The organism is Ferruginibacter lapsinanis (assembly GCF_020783315.1).
In the GTDB taxonomy this organism is placed as follows: Bacteria; Bacteroidota; Bacteroidia; order Chitinophagales; family Chitinophagaceae; genus Ferruginibacter; species Ferruginibacter lapsinanis.
This window is the reverse complement of the sequence record NZ_CP086063.1, coordinates 2,477,869-2,496,434: the sequence shown is the minus strand read 5'-3', so window position 1 is coordinate 2,496,434 and position 18,566 is coordinate 2,477,869. Positions and strand designations below refer to the sequence as shown.

The window sequence follows — 18,566 nt, the reverse complement described above, 5'->3', positions numbered from 1 at the left end:
ATTATCTCATTATTGTTACGTTCCCTGTAAACTGTTTAGTATGTCCATTTGCTGATGTAGCTTTTATAACATAATAATAGGTTGCATCGGGCAGTGTATTGCCTTTATAGGTCCCGTTCCATTTATTATCATAATTATCTGAATGATACACTTGCCCACCCCATCTGTTGTAAACATCTAATGTAACCTGCTTGTAGCACTGACCTTTGAATATTACCCAAACATCATAATACCCATCGTTGTTAGGCGTAAACACATTAGGAACATTCATACAATCTTCGGGAGTAATTGTAACCAACACATCATCACTTGCTGTACAACCTCCCTCATTGGTCACCGTTAGTGTATACCTGGTATCCTCTGTAGGGTTAGACGTAGCAGTCAGCGAACCGGATGAAGCTATCGAAGTTGATGGAGAAGAAGTCCATGCATAAATTCCTTCTACACTACTTGTACCCGTCAACGTTACTGTTGCTCCTTGCGTTGGTGATATCGGATCAGCTGAAGCATTTACTACCGGAAGAGGAATTACAGTTATGGTTAATTTAGCAACAGAAGCACACTGATTTGCCGAAGGTGTAAAAGTATACTCTTTGGTGTTTTGATTATCCAGAGCAGGCGACCATGTACCACTGATGTTGTTGGTTGATGTCGTTGGTAATGCATTTAAATTACCACCCGAACAGATCGGTGCAACAGCATTGAACGTTGGCACAACAGGCTGATTAACGGTGATAGTTAATTTAGCTGTAGTAGCACACTGGTTTGCCGAAGGAGTGAATGTATACTCCCTGGTATTTTGATTATCCAGCGCTGGTGACCATGTACCACTGATATTATTGGTAGAGGTTGTAGGTAAAGCATTTAAATTGCTACCAGCGCAAATTGCTGCAACAGGATTAAATGTTGGCACAACAGGCTGATTAACTGTGATGGTTAATTTAGCTATACCTGCACATTGGTTTGGCGAAGGGGTAAAAGTATACTCTTTGGTGTTCTGATTATCCAGAGCCGGCGACCATGTACCAATGATATTGTTTGTTGAAGTTGTTGGTAAAGCATTTAAATTACTTCCGGTGCAAATAGCCGCAACAGGATTAAAAGTTGGTGTAACACCCTGATTAACGGTAATGGTCAATGTAGTACTGGTAGCACATTGGTTAGCAGCCGGTGCAAAAGTATACACTCTTGTATTTTGGTTATCCAAGGCTGGTGACCATGTACCAGTAATATTATTTGTTGAGATAGTAGGCAATGGATCTAAAGTAGCGCCACTACAAATTGCCGGAACCGGATTAAATGTTGGTGTAACAGGTGTACTGATTGTTACTGTTACTGTCGGAGCTTCATTTACAAAATAATTGAATGTAGAGTCTGTAATAACTCCATCCCATGTAAAGGGAACTAATAAATATTTATACGTTGTTCCTGATACTGCAGTAGCATCTGTATAGGTAATTGTAGCTCCGCTATTTATTGTAGCCAACAATGTTGTACCAACCGGTAGATCAGCTTGCTTTGTTGCCACTCTTGTAGCTATCCCTGTTGCTGTTGGATTTGCTCCATCTTGTCTGCGTAAAAGAAGGTATCCTGTTTGAGTTGCTTCATTAACCGGAGGGAAAGTAATCGCATTCCAATTTAAAGTTATTGCTGAACAGTTAGTTGCTGTAAGCACCGGTTGCACTGTTGGCAATGCAGACAAAGTATAAAAACTATCTATCTCACTAACCCCTGTTAAACCTGCAGCATTATTTGCATATCCTTCATAATAATATTTTGTTTGAGGAGTAAGACCAGTACGTGTTGTAGTATACACTCCGATTGCAGTAGTTCCTTCTGCCTGTGCATTAGAAATCACCGGCTTAGTGGTATTATACGCTGTACCTTTTGATGTTAATGGAGAAACATTTAACAATGCATCTTTACCTGATGATACTACTGTTGCTCCCAATACTGCAGACGTTGCAGTAATAGAAGTTTTTGTAGGTGTAGTTACAACAGGTGCAACCGGACAAACCTGTAAGCCTGCATTTGAAAATACATTCGGATGCAGATAAGCATCTGTACTACTATTGAACCATTGTATTTGCGCCTGACGACCACCGCCGGTATTATCCTGATCATTTATGTTTACATCAATCCCAATAGTCTGTCCGCTGGTTGGTGTACCATATGTGTTATTAGGATATAAGAATGCGCCAGGATGTGCTGCATCTTTACCCCATGGAATTGCGGCTTCCAACAAATATCCTCCGGAAACAACCTGCATTTTCCAGTTGATCAAAGGAGCTATTCGTTGAAAAGCAGCACCTACAAACTGATTTACTCCACCAGCAGATTGTCCACTTATAGCTGTAGACCCCAAATTGAAACGCAGCTGAACATCGTTCACTCCATCATAATTATTTCCGTTACTATAATCAGCATCTAAATAAAATTCAATTCCATCTGCTTCATAATAATTTCCACTTACACTTTGTGGTATTCCCGGAATAACAAAACTTCCCTGAAGACCGGCTCCTTGTGATATGAGTGATGCGTCTGTTACCTGAACTAACAGATAAAGAGAATCTCCGGTCCATAATGATCTCCAGTTTTGTGTATTATTATTGTTACCAAGTGTAACCACATTGATAGAATTCGATGGTGCATTTGTCCATACTGCATCAATTGTTCCATCAATTACTGGTGCAGCATTGGTAAATGTTGTTGCTCCATCATTGCTGGTATTATTATTACAAGGAGGACTTGCGATAACATTTGTGGCAATTGCATTACTGGTTGCAGACCACACAGATGGTCCACTTGTATTGACAGTTGCTACCTCGTAATAATATACAGTAGCAGTAGATAAATTTGTAAACGTATATGAGGTATTACCAGATGCAATTCCTGTTTGTGTAGTAACACCAGTTGCAAAAGTCGGATCAGTTGATACTCTTACAGTATATGTATACGCAGCTGTGCCCAAAACTGAAGGCGCTGTCCAATTAGCAGTAAAGCCATTAGCCGTAGGAGCTGTACCAACACCCACCGTTGGAGGATTAGGTGATGTAATAAAAGTAACATCACTTCCACTATTTACACCATCGGTAGCTTTGAATGTGTATAATGTATTTGCAGTTAACCCTGTTATTATTGCAGAATCAAGTACTGATGTATTACTGTTGATCGGACTATGTATTGTAGCTGGTGTGCCTAAACCCGAACTTGTATTAGTTCCGTATGTGAAGCTTGTATTATGTGAACTACCTTGTGTATTAAAAGCACCTTGCAATGTTGCACCTGTTGTTGTTATCGAAGTAGGTGTTAATGTAGACACAATTGGAGGTGCCCCTAAAGTAAAGAACCATGGTGATGTTGCCCCAATATCATTTGAATTAGTAACGCCAAATGTTCCTGTTGTACCACCTATAGAAGTATATATGCCAGCGGCGCTGTTACTTTTTGCGATATAAGCCAAAGGCGCAATAGCTGTTGGCCTGGTAACAGAAACTACAGTACCTGAAGTAATATTTGATACTGTTGAGAATGACCAGTATTCTGTTGTACTAAGAGAAGACAATGTTCCATCTGTTGTGCCACCCGATCCGGTGTTAAAGGCCTGCACTGTCGCAACATTATTTGATTGTGCATTTGTACAATTAATTGTTATAGGCAGGTAAGCTGTTCCTGCTCCCATCGGATATACATAAGTGTTAGTTCCAGTTAACAACGACCATTTGATTGGTCCGTTAATATAATTTGTAGCAGATCCAGTTCCTGTAATACCAGTAATAGCAGGATTTGTAATATTGAGTATATTCGCTGCACTTGTTTCTAAAATACCAGAAGTTAATGACAAGATACCCAAAGCAGGTAATGTAACAGCACTATTCAATTTTACATATGTGCCATTATTGATTACAATGTTTGCAATAGACGTTTCTGTTCCTGTTGCAATACCAATTGCTTGCGGAGACACTGATGTTCCGTTACCATTAAAAGTTACAGTACCATTATTATTAATGTAAGTACCTATTGTCCCTCCTGTTCTTAACCAGTTTCCTTTTACCTGAAAACTACCCGTTAAGCCCGGGCCTGCTACTTTTGAGCCATTATCTATGATAATACCACCACACGAAAAATTATTTACACCACTACCTCCGTTATTCATATCTATTAAACAAGAAGAAGATGGTGTTCCCACTCTGAAAATTCCTTCCATACTCCAGGAACCGGATAATTTAACACCATATTGATTGCCATTATAATTGGAAGCGGAAGTACCACAATTCATTAAGGTAACATTGTTTGGATATCCAGGAGTTGTACCGATCGTACCCGAAGCCATTCCTACCCACTCTAAATGAGTGCCACCTCCCGGCGAATACTGTTGACCGTTATTATTAATATATAACAAAGAATTGGGTCCCCATGCCGGAGAGTTAGTTATACATTGAAACTGATTTCCTCCATTTGAACCTATGGTCAAGGTTCCGTTTATACGTGCCCCTGTACTTTTAAAATCCAATTTAAAATTACCATTAGCTCCGCCGCCACACCAAACATTATATAAAACAGCCGCACCTGTTATTGCAATGGAGCTTCCACTTGTAGGTACCTGATTGATGGTACCACCGTCGGCATCAGTATTTAGTCCGCTACCGTCAGCTGCATTCGCAAAATTACCAGTTGTTCCTCCGGCTACTGTAATGTTTGTACTTCCATTAGTCCCCATGTTGATCACATTACCGGCACCAACTTTAAATATCCCTTTTGTAATAGCCAGCGTTCCATTATTAGCTATCACAATTCCTGATTTGTTCAAAGGAACAATATCACTGTTGTTGGTAGTATTAATAGTTAGATTGTAAAATGTTGTAGCCAGAGTACCTCCAATACTTCCGCCCGTACCAAAAATAACCGTCTGTGTATTAGGCGTAAAGGTTCCGGAATTATATTCCCAACCATTTGTTACTGTTAAAGCGGCATTGAGTTTAAGCGTACCGCCGCTAATTTGAACAGCTCCGGCTGTTGTAACAATATCAACAGTGATAGTACCCTGTCCAATAATGGCAATATCCCCAACTCCGGGTACAGTATTTGTGCTCCAACTTGCCGGTGAACTCCAGTTTCCAGTAACATTATTTGAAAATATCGTTGCAGCCTGACTCAAGCATGTTGCCGCAAATCCAAGAAATGTCAATAAAAATTTTTTAGTGATGCGTTTTGTCGTTGAAGAAAAAAGAGACGTTTTGGGAAATGTAGTTCCTTTCATAAAAAATGGCATTTATTTATTGCTTTTAACATAAACAATTATTTGATAAGCATTTATCTAGGTGCTTGGCAAACGTTTAAAATGGTCTTATGGATATTGTACTAAAAAGGCTTAAAATAAAATATCAGCAGTTATATAGTTGCAAAACGCTATTATGGAATGTATTATAAAGCATCGGGCATATGGCTGCAGAGCATCGTTATTGTATAGCTAATTTAATGTAGGATTGAGACTGCTTACAACTTATATTAGTTAGATATAGAAAAATATAGGCTGAATTAACAAGAAATAAAATCTAAACAACTAATAAACAAATAGTTACAAAAACATTAAATTAAAAAATATATAATTTTATGATAGGTCTTTTAACAGTAAAAAACATACTAATTATTTTATAAATACTACGTTCCCGGGAGCACAAACAACTGATTGTCCCGATACAATAAATGTATGTGAATTTTTATTCATTGTTAATGGTAGTATCTCAACCGCCCCTCTTGTAATTTTCACAGTAAATCTATCCCCTTTATATACCAAATTAAATTGCAGTTTATTCCATTTTGTATACAATCTTGGATTGATCGTTACCTGATTTTCGTCGGCGCTCACTCCTCCGAAACCAAATACTGCTGTCATCCAGGCTCCTCCGTTGGCTGCCGGATGTGATCCTCCCATAAAAATGGTTCCGACATAAACTTTATATTTTGCTTCAATATCGATCTTGGCCGTTTTCAAAAAGTATTCGTACGCAAAATCAAGATCACCAAATTCAGTGGCCACCATGGCGTATGCACAGGCACTCAAACTAGATCCATGTTCTGTACGAGGCTCATAATATTGCCAATTAACTTTTTTAATTTCTTTAGAATAACGAGTCTTGAACATGTTTAACATCATTACCACATCCGCCTGCTTGATCACTTTTGTAGGCACTGCCAACCCCTGTCCTGCCCCCAGGTATTCATTGGGATGAATCATTGTTGCTTTTAATTCTTTGATACTGGTATCCTTTAACTTAAAGTATGCATCAAATTGCTCAATAACACCTTCGTTATTTGGCTCCGGGATGTAGATCAATTTTTCTGCTTCAACAAAGCGATGCAATTCTCCGGAAATATTAATTTTTTGTATCAGTGTTTTAAAAGCATCAGGATGTTTATGTTTTAAATAATTCACTGTTTTATTTGCAATTTCAAACGTAGCTTTTGCTACCATATTAGTAAATGCATTATTATTAACACGTTCATGATATTCATCCGGGCCGATTACATCCAAAATTTCGTATCGATTCTTGTTGGTGTTATAATATGCATACGAGAAATAAAAACGAGCACATTCTAAAATAACTTCGGCTCCACCCTCTAATAAAAGGGTGTCATCTTCAGTTAATTTGAAATATTCCCACATAGCTATTGCTACATCTCCACTGATATGTACTTGTTTATCTCTGAAGTGTGTACGCAGGTCTCTTCCAGTATTTGGATCTCCTATATTAAAATAAGTGCAGGCATCATCTCCATCATCCTGACTTTCCCAGGCATAGAATGCTCCTTCAAAACCTACTCCTTCAGTTTTTGCTTTTCTTCTTGCGCCATCCAGTGTTTTAATTCTGTAACGCATTAACTCCACTGCCTTTTCAGGATATGTATAAAGGAAGAAAGGAAACATGAACATTTCTGTATCCCAAAAAATTGCTCCTTTATAAACCTGTCCGGATAAGGCTCTTGCAGGAATAGAGTTTGCACTACCATTTACCGGTGCTACAATCAGTAATTGAAAAATACTATACCGTAATGCTTGTTGTGCTTCATCATCGCCATCAATTTCTACATCACAGTATTGCCATTTCTTAGTCCACTGGGCATTGTGATCGTTCAAGCATTTTTCATAGCCAGCAAGTTTTGCTTCAGTCACGTTTTTTATTGCCGCATCATTTACTGACGCAACAGTATCATTCTCTGTAAATACAGCAAAATATTTATAAAAGGTATATGTTGTGCCTGCTTCAGTTTCTAATTCAATTGTATGCAGATTTTTGTTGTCCGCAATTTCATGTTTGCATTTACCAAAATCAATATCAATCATTTCTGCAACAGCCACTCTCTTTCCTAATTCATTTGTTTCTGCATGCACCAATAATACATTGTCCCTATTTTCAAGTCGCAGGTTTACCAAATGCTTGCCATTCAGATCCCAGATATTGCAATCAATACCTGTGTTGATCATCACCTTAGCAGCTTTATCTGTTGTAAGACTATATTTGATTACACCAAGGTTAGGTGTATCGGCACTTAAGAATCTGGAGGAATTAACCACAATCGTTTTCCCTGCAACCTCGTAAGTAGTTTCTCTATTAAAAAGAGCGTTCTCTAACTGAAGGTTTTGTGTATGAGATTTTACTGAAGTTGTTAGCGCAGAGACATCGTTGTTATCTACCGTTAATTTAGTATACCCACCGTTCGGAGCATTTACCGGCTCACGCCATGAATCACCTACTCTGTCAAAAATGCCGGCAATAGTAATACCCACCAATTCATCCGGGCCGAATTCGTCTAGGGTTCCCCGATAGCCCATGTATCCGTTGGCAATCTGATAAACATTGCCCATCCGCATAATACTTTCCTTTTCATTTACAAAACTATCTGCACTTACTTTCCAAAGGGTATTCATATCTGACTATAGATCTTTTTTATCTTTTACAAAATACATCAACACACCTGCCACAATCATTGCTACACCTCCCAACACAATTGCATAGATGGCATGATCATGAAATACGGTTCTTACCAACAAACCAAGAATAGCAGCAGCTAATATTTGTGGTATAACAACAAAATAATTGAACATCCCCATATACACTCCCATCTTTCTATGCGGCACTATACTACTAAGAATTGCATATGGAAAAGTAAGCAAGCCAGACCAGGCAATACCTAGCCCCACCATAGATATTATCAGGAATTTAGGATCTTTAAAAAAATACATAGATATTAATCCTGCGCCGCCAACAAACAAACAAAGCACATGCGTTTTTACCCTGGTGATTTTTTTAGCCAGTATAGGTAACAAAAATGCCACCAGCGCTGCAATACCATTGTAAACAGAGTTTAACACGCCTACCCAATCCGCTCCATCGTTATAAATTTTAGAGGTAGGATCACTGTTACCGTAATGAAAACTCGTAATTGCCGGCGTACAATAAATGAACCAAGAAAACATAGCGAACCAGGTAAACACCGTTACCACCGCAAGTTGTCGCATAGCTTTCGGCATATTATTCATGTCATATATTATTTCGACAAGCCCGGTTCTTTTTCCTGCAACAAAAAGTTGAGCTGTTATCAGTTGCAACAGACCATACGCACCAACCGCAATGGAAAGAATATAGAGTGCTTTATCCCAATCATAATGATTTACAATAAATGTAGTGACAATACCAATGATGAGATAAATTGAACCTGTAGTGTTATACTTTTTTGTATCCATTACCAGTTCGTCTCCTTCCTTAGCCGCATCATCTGTTTCATGTGCATTAAATGCGTCCAGTTGTTCAGGCGAATATTCTTTTGTACTAAAGATCGTCCATAGAACTGCACTTATATATATTATGCCTCCCGTGTAAAAAGCAAATCTTACTGATGGCGGTATTATACCCGGATCTGCAGTATTTGATACGCCAATCAGATTAGTGATCAAATAAGGTAATAAAGAACCAACAATAGAAGCAGCGCCGATAAAAAAAGTTTGCATGGCAAACCCCTGTGTTCTTTGTTCATCAGGCAACATATCTCCAACAAATGCTCTCATCGGTTCCATCGTTATATTGATAGAAGCATCCAACATCCACAGCATACCCGCTGCCACCCATAACGCCGGTGAATTTGGAAGAATTAATAAAGCCAACGAGGCCAATATAGCTCCTGTAAGAAAATAAGGTTTACGACGACCGAGTCGATTCCATGTTCTATCACTTAAGTATCCGATTATTGGTTGAACAATTAATCCCGAAAGAGGTGCTGCGATCCATAAAGCAGGAATAGCATCTTGTTTAGCACCGAGGGTTTCAAAAATACGGCTCAGGTTACTGTTCTGTAAAGCAAAACCAAATTGAATACCGATGTAGCCGAAACTCATGTTCCATAACTGCCAAAAACTTAACTTAGGTTTTATTTGCATGGTAGGTGTTTTTTATCAGCATTAAGATGTTTGTTTTATACAACTATCTCGTTTCTTGTTTTGAAAAAATTAATTTATTTATTTCATCAATACTTAATTCAGACAAATCTTCCACCACTACATCTGCACCATTGATCATTAGCTCAATTGCATTATCCTCTCTTGCAACCCCTATCACTAGACCGAATTTACCTTTAGCACCTGCCTGAACTCCAGAAACCGCATCTTCAACAATAATTGAACGATCATATGTAACACCCAGATTATCGCAAGCTGTAGTGAATATGTCCGGCTCTGGTTTACCATGCAATCCAAGTTCTGCAGAAACCACTCCATCAACACGTGTTTCAAACAGATCTGTGATACTTGCTTTTTCCAGTATCACCACACAGTTTTTACTGGATGTTGCAACTCCTACTTTAATGCTTGTTTTTAATAAGTCTTTGATCAAGATGATAGTTGATTCATACACCTCTACTCCATCTTCTTCAAGTACTTTATTAAAAAATTCATTTTTTCTGTTTCCTAAACCACAGACTGTTTCTTTTTTCGACTCATCTTTAGGATCACCAAATGGAATATCTATTCCTCTTGATCGTAAAAACGTTTCTACTCCTTTATATCTCGGACGACCATCAACATAAGGCAGATAATCATTGGCATGAGTAAATTCATGGAAAGGTTCATTGTATTGTTTTAGCCTGAAATACAAATATTCATCAAACATTCTTTTCCACGCAAGAGAATGAACTTGTGCCGTTTTAGTAATGACACCATCCATATCAAAAATCACTGCATCAAAATTCAACATAGGTAATTATTAAACGTAACTGGAATTATCGTTGTGCCGATTTAGGATGTATATCCTCATTATATTGTGTAGAATATAATGGAGGTTTATCTCCAAAAATGTCTTTATTGAAATTATTAAACTCTGTATCAAACGAATATGTAATTCTATCTGTACGTAATGGTTTATCTGTTATCCATTCAGGAGTTGTAAATTCTTTTGTCACTACACCATTTCTCATCACTGAAACTTTTACTGCACCCGGCTGAGATTTAAATCGTGTAGAAGTAAGTCCTGCAGGGACATTCACCGTTTCTCCATTTACAACTAATTGCCCTGGTTCCGGTAAAATAGTAACAACTTCAATAGAATCTTCAATATTTGCGGTAGTGGTTTTACCCAAATTATCAATACCGATATTATATGGAGAAGGAGTTACATCCTTTTTATATTTTTTAAAAAATGCTATTGCCACATCTCTGTCTTTATAAGGAGACTCTTCTCCTTTCCATATACTCTTATAATAATTCAATAAAACAGAGAAGCCATAATTATGATTTACTTCGGGAGCAAAATGATGTCCTTCAGGGTAATCATTCCATGTAATTAAATTGATCATTGCATCATTATCTTTTACAGCAAAACTTAATTGATCTCTGAAAGTTTGAGAAAGTCCGGTGTACATATATTTGCGTTCAATTCCTTTCTTCCCTGCCGCTACAGCTTCAGCAGCAGTGTGCAACATATCCCATGTTCCTGGCTTCAATACTTTTGATGTATAAAAATCGGGGAAGGCTGATACAGTATATTGTCTGCCTCTTTTTTTACTAATAGAAGCAATCTTACTATCAAGACCACTAAAGGTATATGCTTGAGTCCACATCCAAACAGATGGGAAATAATCTAATAATTTATGTATCTGAGAATTTGTTACTTTTTCATTGACAGAATACATGCAGGCAAAACGTTCTCCTACAGCATTTGCTAATTTCTGGTAGGCTCTGGCTGCAAAAAATTCAGGAGAGTGTCCCTCCATATTTTCCCAGGGAATATCTGCCAATTGCTCTCCATACCACAAATAAACGATCAATCTGCCATCGGGTGTTCTTAACCAATGTGGATTGGTTTTACCCACATTAGCCATAATAGCATTTACCCTGCTGGCAAATTCTACCAATTTCATATTCTCATCTTTTCCCTCTACCTGCGGATGAGAAAAACAAAATGTGAATTTAAAATCAATATTTTTTTTATCCGCTACTCTGAAATACGCCTCAATAACTTCATCTTTAAATTTATCTCCCAATGTATAATAAAATTGAAACCCATCTATGCCACATCTTTTAGCTGCCATCATTTCAAACTCTACCGCTGCATCAAGTGATGAATCTTTCATATACTTATCTACCATCACATTTACTTGTGTAAGACCTCCAATAGGTGCAGACAAATTGTTTTCTATCGGATAATATTCCGGATTACAACCATCTTCAAAAGGATGACCTTTATAGCTTATGATATGTGTCATACAATGAGCTATCACCAATTTTTTATTGGTCAACGGCAATTGAAATTCCTTTAGGTTACGTAGATTATCCTGAGCAAGCACCGACAAAAAGCTTGAACAGATAAAAAACAGTAACAGGATAAATTTTCGTTGAGCCATCCGATTATTGCAAATCATACATCTATATTTTGATAGAATTAATAAAGATTTTCATTGGGCTGGTTTAGTATGGATTGTTGGATCTTTTAAAAATGAGAGCCCCCGCTTTCTTCTGGCAGCGGCTCTCATTCTCTTTATATCATTTTAACTAAACACGTATATTAGTGACCAGCATTACCTCTGGTATATAAGTCTCCGATTTCTGATAGACTTAACGCTTTGTTGAATAGTCTTACATCATCAACAACAGATCCTGTTGGTAAACTTGAATTCTGCCAACTTGCAGGAGCAGAACCAACACTGAAAGGAGGATTGGTGTTTAAAGCACCAAAACTAACCTGACTGATAGATACACCCGGATTTGAAGCTGTTGTAACCAATTCAAATTTTTCAGCTGTAGGAATTACAGATACATCAACTGCTTTTTCGCCAATTTTAGCTCCGTTACCATAGTAAGTAATTTTTCTTGTTGCATCATCATAAGTCATAGTGATCAATGCCCATGTAGCACTTGCAAATGAGAATGACCCACCTTCAAGATGTGCGCCAAAACCAGTTGAATGCGTACCTGTACCATTTACATGAGTTAAAGCTCCATCGAAATCAAACACATCTGCATTTTTGCGGAAAGCCAAACCAACAAGACCGAAGATATCTCCGATATTACCATTCAACTGCCATAATGGAGTATAGTTAGTTGTGTTACTTGGTAATTGCACCCACATACTTAATGTAAATCCATTAGCCAAAGTGGTTTGTTTGTTCAACGTATCAATTGTTGGATAGATCATGTACGCATTGGTAAATGATAATGCTTTACCGATTTTCCCAGTTACATAAGCAGTAGTTCCATTTGTAGTTGTTGGAACAACTCCTGAGCTATCTTCTTTTTTAGTATCGTCAAATGTCCAATGTGCCACAAGATTTGTTTTTGCTACATCATTCGAAGATGGCGCTGCAACAACATCAAGTGTAAAAGCAAGTGTATTACTTGTTCCTCCAGCTGTTGTTACAGTAACTGTACCAGTAGCTGCTCCTGTAGGAACAGTACATGTAATAGAAGTTGCTGTTACAGAGCTTGCTGTTGCAGTAACACTACCAAATTTAACTGTACCGCTTGTTAGATTGGTACCGGTAATAACTATAGTTGCACCAACAAGTCCGTGGTTTGGAGTAAGCGCTGTAATAGCGGGAGCCGGTGTTGTTGTTGTTCCTCCTCCACTATCCTTCTTACAAGAAGTAGTAGTAACCAGCATTGTTACTAATAATCCGCCTGCTAACACAAGCATTGCATTTTTAATCTTTTTCATTGTTCTTTAAGTTTAGTTTAATAATTAAAAAATTCAAGTTTTTGTTTTGTGATAAAATTTAATGAGTATTTAAAGTTGAATAATTGAAACGGCGGCCCCTCCTCCTTTTGCAAGATGTAAGGTCAATGTTGATTTAACGGTAAGTATCATTTTATTGATACTGTATTTCTCCTGATCATGCTGCCAATCTGTTCCTGGCGCATCTGCATAAATAATCGCTGCATATTTTTTATTTTTATCCAGAAATGACAGATCCACTTTTATATCTCTGTTATTTTCATCAGTTATTGCACCGATGAACCAGTTATTAGTTCCTTTTCCTTTACGAGCAATAGCTATATAGTCACCTGGTTCTGCGGCAATAACTTTAGTGTCATCCCAATCTACCGGTACATCACTAATAAATTTAAATGCATCTTTATGTGTTTCATAATTCTCTGGCAGATCTGCAGCCATTTGCAAAGGACTATACATAGTAACGTACAAGGCTAACTGTTTACAAAGGGTTGAACGAAATTTCCTTGTAGTATCAGCTGCATAATGATTTAATTTAAAAATACCGGGAGTATAATCCATTGGTCCTCCCATTAAACGGGTAAAAGGTAAAATAGTCTCATGATCGATCGGATTGCCCTTACCAAATGCATAGTATTCATTTCCTCGTGCAGCTTCATTAGCTAACCAATTAGGATATGTTCGTTGTAAGCCGGTCGGACGCATCGGTTCATGAATATCGATCATCACATTATACTGAGCTGCCTTCTCTACAGTTCTTAAATAATGGTTGACCATCCACTGACCATCGTGATATTCACCACGTGGAATGATCTTGCCTACATATCCTGTTTTTACAGATGTATATCCAAACGCATTCATGAATTTAAAAGCCGTATCGATCTGTCTTTCATAATTTGTCACCGAACTTCCTGTTTCATTATGCATGATCATCTGGACACCTTTCCCTGCGGCATATTCATGCAATTCTCTTACATTAAAATCAGGATAAGGGGTTACAAAATCAAAGCCATCTTCTGTCCAGTTACTGCAACAGCTTTCCCAGCCAGTATTCCAACCTTCCACTAAAACACCTTGTATCCCATTCGCAGAAGCAAAATCTATATACCGTTTTACATTGGCTGTATTGGCACAATGTCTTCCATTTGGAATTAACTTTCCATTTGTATCTGTACTATCCGGATAATCGGTATAACTCCATGTTCCATTACCCGTCTGCATTTTCCACCAAACACCAACAAATTTCATCGGCTTGATCCAAGATGTATTTATCATCTTGGAAGGCTCATTCAGATTAAGAATTGTTTTCGACATCAATATGTCGGCGGCCTTATCACTCACAATAATTGTTCTCCATGGTGTATGAAACGGTGCTAATAAATGTGCCTTGTTTCCAAAAACATCCGGAGCCAGATCAGCGCTCAACTGAAATGTTTTAGTATCAACATGTAATTGCATTGCCGGATAATCTATTAATGCAGCTTCGTGAATATTGATGTATAAACCTTTATCAGATTTCATCATCAATGGTGTTTGTACTGATGCAAAATCTTTCACCTGGTACACTCCTAACTCAGCCTTTTTTTCCAGGTAAGATGCCTTACCTATTTGACTCATCTTTGATTCAGTGTAAGCATATTCGTTAGCATCATAATCTCCCGGTATCCAAAAAGTTTTATGATCACCGGCTAAATTGAACTGTGTCAGTTCATCCGTTACAACAAAATATTTTAGGCCTGCTTGTTTTGGAAATTCGTACCTAAATCCTATGCCATCTTCAAAAACCCGAAATACAATATTTACCAGATTACCTGTGGCATTGTGTTTGAGATATGCAGTGAATTGCTTATATCGATTTCTTATTTTATTTACCTCACCTAAAACCGGCGTCCATGTTTCGTCAAAACTACTGCTATCAACCCCGATCAGTGTAAGACCAGCATCCATCGACTTATTATCCGCCAGTTTTAGCCCCAAACGAGATGATTTGATAAAATTATCGGCTCCATAAAAAACCTGATATGTTGGCACCCCCTTGTCATCAATACTAAAAACTAACTTTACTTTTTGTAAAATAGTTGTATACCCGCTTTGTGCCATTGCAGTGTTAATCAGCAACAACAATAAAGACAAGCCAAAATATTTTTTTATGTTCATGAATAAAAACACGTTCGACGAAAAATTTAAAATCTATTTAAAAGCTCCTGTGCCTTATCGAATTGCAGCGAAACCATATAATAAAAAATCTGATCTAAAGCTTTTTGAGCATCTGCATTGTTAGCTTTATCCTTTCTAAGATCAAATAATCTTTTTACCATTTCTAACTTTGCCTGACTCATCGCTGATGCACCTAATTTCTGCTGTAGTGACGTTAAAAAACTATACCCGAATTCCTTTGTTGGTTCAATCATTGTACCTTCTCCATAATCATTCCATGTAACCAATTGCAAATAATTGTTGGATGTTGCCAAAGCAAGATCAACTGTTGTGTTAAATGTATTGGTGCCGTTATGATCTATTGTCCATCCCAATGCACCAGGCCATCCACCCGCTGCGTAAAAATCTTTAAACCCGGGATAAGCTGCGGTGATCTTAAGGCCAGCATATCCATTATTATAAAAATTTGTTAGTGCACTTGTATTACCTGACCCTACCCAGGCAAACTCTCCTGTTGCATTTACCCCCGCTTTATTGGACTGATATAACAAAGGAAAAAATGCAGGTTTTTGCGTTAATACTGAAAAAACATCCGTCCAACTTGCCTCGTCTAGTAAAGCCTGCGGACCGAAAACCATCAGTAATGGTTTGCTGTTTATTTTTTCATAATTGGATTTAGTAAAATGGCGACTTTCCAAATAGGATATATCAGTTTTTGCTTGTCCAACTCTATCGAGTATCGGTTTCAAATTTTGATCTTCATAAACGATCGCATAATTCAATCCTACTTTTTTTAGTTGTGCGATCATGCTTTCAGAATTTCTGGCATTCAAAATATAATCGGTCACATTTCTGAGCCCAGGCCAATCAATAAAAACACCATCAATACCACTTAACTTCATTAGTAACAACTGATATTCTATCACATCTTTATCGCCGGATGCATATGGCCCAATCAAAGGATAGTAATAAGAAGCTATCTGTCGTTTACCATCAGCAATTACATTCGGATCCCTATTCGCCATCCTCCAATGTACTCCCCAGGCACCTAACGGAACATTGGTTTCCGGAGTTTCGAACCAAGGCATTACATGCACAAACACTTTTTTTGTGACTGATTTAGAGACTGCAACCGGAGCATATTCAGTTAAAGTGATATCAGAGAAATTATCCGCTTTATCCTTTTTACAACCAAATAAGATTGCACACAATACCACAATGAATAATTTCTTCATAGATAATTTATAATAAAAACATTTCTTATGCCGATCGCAAATAATTAATACCCAGAATTATTTCTTTGTTTTTGTATTTGAGGATTTACATCAAATTCATTACCCGGAATCGGATAACAATATGATCTGTTATCATCCCACTCGATCTTACCTTTATTTGGGCTATTGGGATTAGGTGATTCTGGAGTTGCTATTCCATAGTATGCAGCTTCTTTATCTCCGATCCTCCAGCGACAAACATCAAACCACCAATGACCTTCAGCAAATAACTCAGCCCATCTTTCGTATGCCAGCGGATTATTTTCCAGGTTGACATCAGATGCTTTTGTTTGAGCAGTCAATGAAAGATAATCGTAGGGAGATGGAGAATTGATCGGTTGATCATATGCTCTTCTATGTACTTTATTAATATACTCAAGTGCAGGAACATTCTGTCCAAGATTTTTTAGAGCTTCTGCATATAACAAATAAACATCAGCCATACGAATCAAATAAATATTTGCACCATCACATCCGTTGTATGCATACAAACTATTATCGATCGTTGTATATTTTTTAAAGCTCCATCCATGATACTTAGGTTTATTCGCCTGGGGAATATTATAACATCTGGAAACAGGCACCATCTCATTACGTTTGCCACTCGACAGTTGCACGTGATACGCATCACCACAGCTATCTACCCAAGGTTGAAGGGCCGCTACATATAATCTTGGATCAGTGGTTTTATTCTGACGTAATTGAATAGATTCATTTTTATAGTTAGGATCCATTATTAATTCAGGAACAATTGCAGATCCTCCACTTCCATCTGGGGTTGGATTGCCGATATAATTTGGATTATGAACCAATGTATATGGAGGTTTATTAAAACCAAAACGTAATAAATTTTTATCGTGAACAAAAAACTGGCAACGTTCTCCTACAGTCAGGCAACTCTGATCACTTTCTGTTCCATTATAACCCAACACTGATGGGCTCCATAACATGCCATGTGAAGTAGTAAGATTAGAACTTGGAAATACAGGAGTAAAAATTCCGTTTGTTCCTTCTGTAACACGTTCAACATTTATTTCGAATAATGATTCTTCATTAAATTCATTTTCCGGTTTTGCATTAAATGCATCTTTATATTTACTGAAAGGCATCAGCGTTTTTCCGCTGTTAGTTATTACATCTTCTAAAGTAGTTTTTGCTTTATCCCATTGTTTGGTGAACACATAAGCTTTACCCAACAATGCTTTGGCTGACCATTTTGTAGCTTTACCTAAATTATCTCCTGATCTTGCAATCCCATTTAAATAAATAGCAGAAGACTCAAGATCGTCAATAACCTGGCTCCATATTTTATACGCAGAACTTCTGGGTTTACGTGTTTCTTCAAATGATACAGGCATTTTTGTAAACAACGGCACTCCTAACACATCTGTGTTTTCCGGCTGAGTCATATCGATATATTTCTCTCCGAAAAAACATTCCAAATGAAAGTAATACCATCCTCTTAAGAACAAAGCTTGCCCACGTATATCATCTATCTCTGCCTTAAACTGAGGATTTCTGGCTTCGAAATAATCACATCTTTCCAAACACACGTTGGTATTTTTTACCCCGATATAAAGCCCCTCCCATAATGCAGCAGCATACACATTATATAACGACAAATGATTGGATGCGACCTCTACCCGGCTCAGAGAAAGATCACCAGCTAAAGAAGCAGCGTGATCACTACCAGCCATATTTATAGGTAACATATAAAATCCATACAGAAAATAATCTTTACGGAAATTTGAGTAAGAAGCAGTCAGGAATGTTTGAAGGTCTCCCAAATTTTTAGGATAATTTCCATTAGTAACCTGATCTACCGGAGAAAGTCCTTGAGGATCTTTTTTGCAACCTACAAAAGAGATTGATAATGCGATTATAAAAAATATTTTTTTAGTCATATAGCTATGCGTTA

Annotated in this window: 9 protein-coding genes; all 9 read right to left on the bottom strand. The window is 37.6% G+C overall.

Annotated features, from left to right (window positions below):
- Position 1 precedes the first annotated feature (1 nt).
- The 9 genes from LK994_RS10645 to LK994_RS10605 all read right to left on the bottom strand — a co-directional run bounded on the left by LK994_RS10645 (position 2) and on the right by LK994_RS10605 (position 18,552).
- The gene (locus LK994_RS10645; RefSeq protein WP_229760060.1) at positions 2-5,260 is read right to left on the bottom strand and encodes a sugar-binding protein; all 5,259 of its coding nucleotides are present in this window, start codon (positions 5,258-5,260) and stop codon (positions 2-4) included.
- Between the two features lie 387 nt (positions 5,261-5,647).
- Positions 5,648-7,930, bottom strand: coding sequence for a glycosyl hydrolase family 65 protein (locus LK994_RS10640; protein ID WP_229760059.1), 2,283 nt, complete (start codon positions 7,928-7,930; stop codon positions 5,648-5,650).
- A gap of 6 nt (positions 7,931-7,936) precedes the next feature.
- Positions 7,937-9,436, bottom strand: a complete 1,500-nt coding sequence (locus tag LK994_RS10635) for an MFS transporter (RefSeq protein WP_229760058.1) — start codon at positions 9,434-9,436, stop codon at positions 7,937-7,939.
- A gap of 43 nt (positions 9,437-9,479) precedes the next feature.
- On the bottom strand, positions 9,480-10,247 hold the full coding sequence (locus tag LK994_RS10630; RefSeq protein WP_229760057.1) for an HAD family hydrolase: 768 nt from the start codon (positions 10,245-10,247) through the stop codon (positions 9,480-9,482).
- Between the two features lie 25 nt (positions 10,248-10,272).
- A complete protein-coding gene (locus LK994_RS10625; RefSeq protein WP_229760056.1) occupies positions 10,273-11,910 on the bottom strand; it encodes an endo-1,3-alpha-glucanase family glycosylhydrolase in 1,638 nt (545 codons plus the stop codon).
- A gap of 143 nt (positions 11,911-12,053) precedes the next feature.
- Complete coding sequence (locus tag LK994_RS10620; protein ID WP_229760055.1) at positions 12,054-13,202, bottom strand: IPT/TIG domain-containing protein; 1,149 nt, start codon at positions 13,200-13,202, stop codon at positions 12,054-12,056.
- 69 nt (positions 13,203-13,271) lie between these two features.
- The gene (locus LK994_RS10615; protein ID WP_229760054.1) at positions 13,272-15,374 is read right to left on the bottom strand and encodes a glycoside hydrolase family 97 protein; all 2,103 of its coding nucleotides are present in this window, start codon (positions 15,372-15,374) and stop codon (positions 13,272-13,274) included.
- 26 nt (positions 15,375-15,400) lie between these two features.
- Positions 15,401-16,609, bottom strand: a complete 1,209-nt coding sequence (locus LK994_RS10610) for a glycoside hydrolase family 71/99-like protein (protein ID WP_229760053.1) — start codon at positions 16,607-16,609, stop codon at positions 15,401-15,403.
- Positions 16,610-16,653: 44 nt separating this feature from the next.
- Positions 16,654-18,552, bottom strand: coding sequence for a RagB/SusD family nutrient uptake outer membrane protein (locus LK994_RS10605; RefSeq protein ID WP_229760052.1), 1,899 nt, complete (start codon positions 18,550-18,552; stop codon positions 16,654-16,656).
- Between the last annotated feature and the right edge of the window lie 14 nt (positions 18,553-18,566).

Bases quoted from the DNA above. Each gene is read 5' to 3' on its own strand.
- LK994_RS10645 (WP_229760060.1), bottom strand. From the start codon at position 5,260: ATGAAAGGAACTACATTTCCCAAAACGTCTCTTTTTTCTTCAACGACA.
- LK994_RS10640 (WP_229760059.1), bottom strand. From the start codon at position 7,930: ATGAATACCCTTTGGAAAGTAAGTGCAGATAGTTTTGTAAATGAAAAG.
- LK994_RS10635 (WP_229760058.1), bottom strand. From the start codon at position 9,436: ATGCAAATAAAACCTAAGTTAAGTTTTTGGCAGTTATGGAACATGAGT.
- LK994_RS10630 (WP_229760057.1), bottom strand. From the start codon at position 10,247: ATGTTGAATTTTGATGCAGTGATTTTTGATATGGATGGTGTCATTACT.
- LK994_RS10625 (WP_229760056.1), bottom strand. From the start codon at position 11,910: ATGATTTGCAATAATCGGATGGCTCAACGAAAATTTATCCTGTTACTG.
- LK994_RS10620 (WP_229760055.1), bottom strand. From the start codon at position 13,202: ATGAAAAAGATTAAAAATGCAATGCTTGTGTTAGCAGGCGGATTATTA.
- LK994_RS10615 (WP_229760054.1), bottom strand. From the start codon at position 15,374: ATGAACATAAAAAAATATTTTGGCTTGTCTTTATTGTTGTTGCTGATT.
- LK994_RS10610 (WP_229760053.1), bottom strand. From the start codon at position 16,609: ATGAAGAAATTATTCATTGTGGTATTGTGTGCAATCTTATTTGGTTGT.
- LK994_RS10605 (WP_229760052.1), bottom strand. From the start codon at position 18,552: ATGACTAAAAAAATATTTTTTATAATCGCATTATCAATCTCTTTTGTA.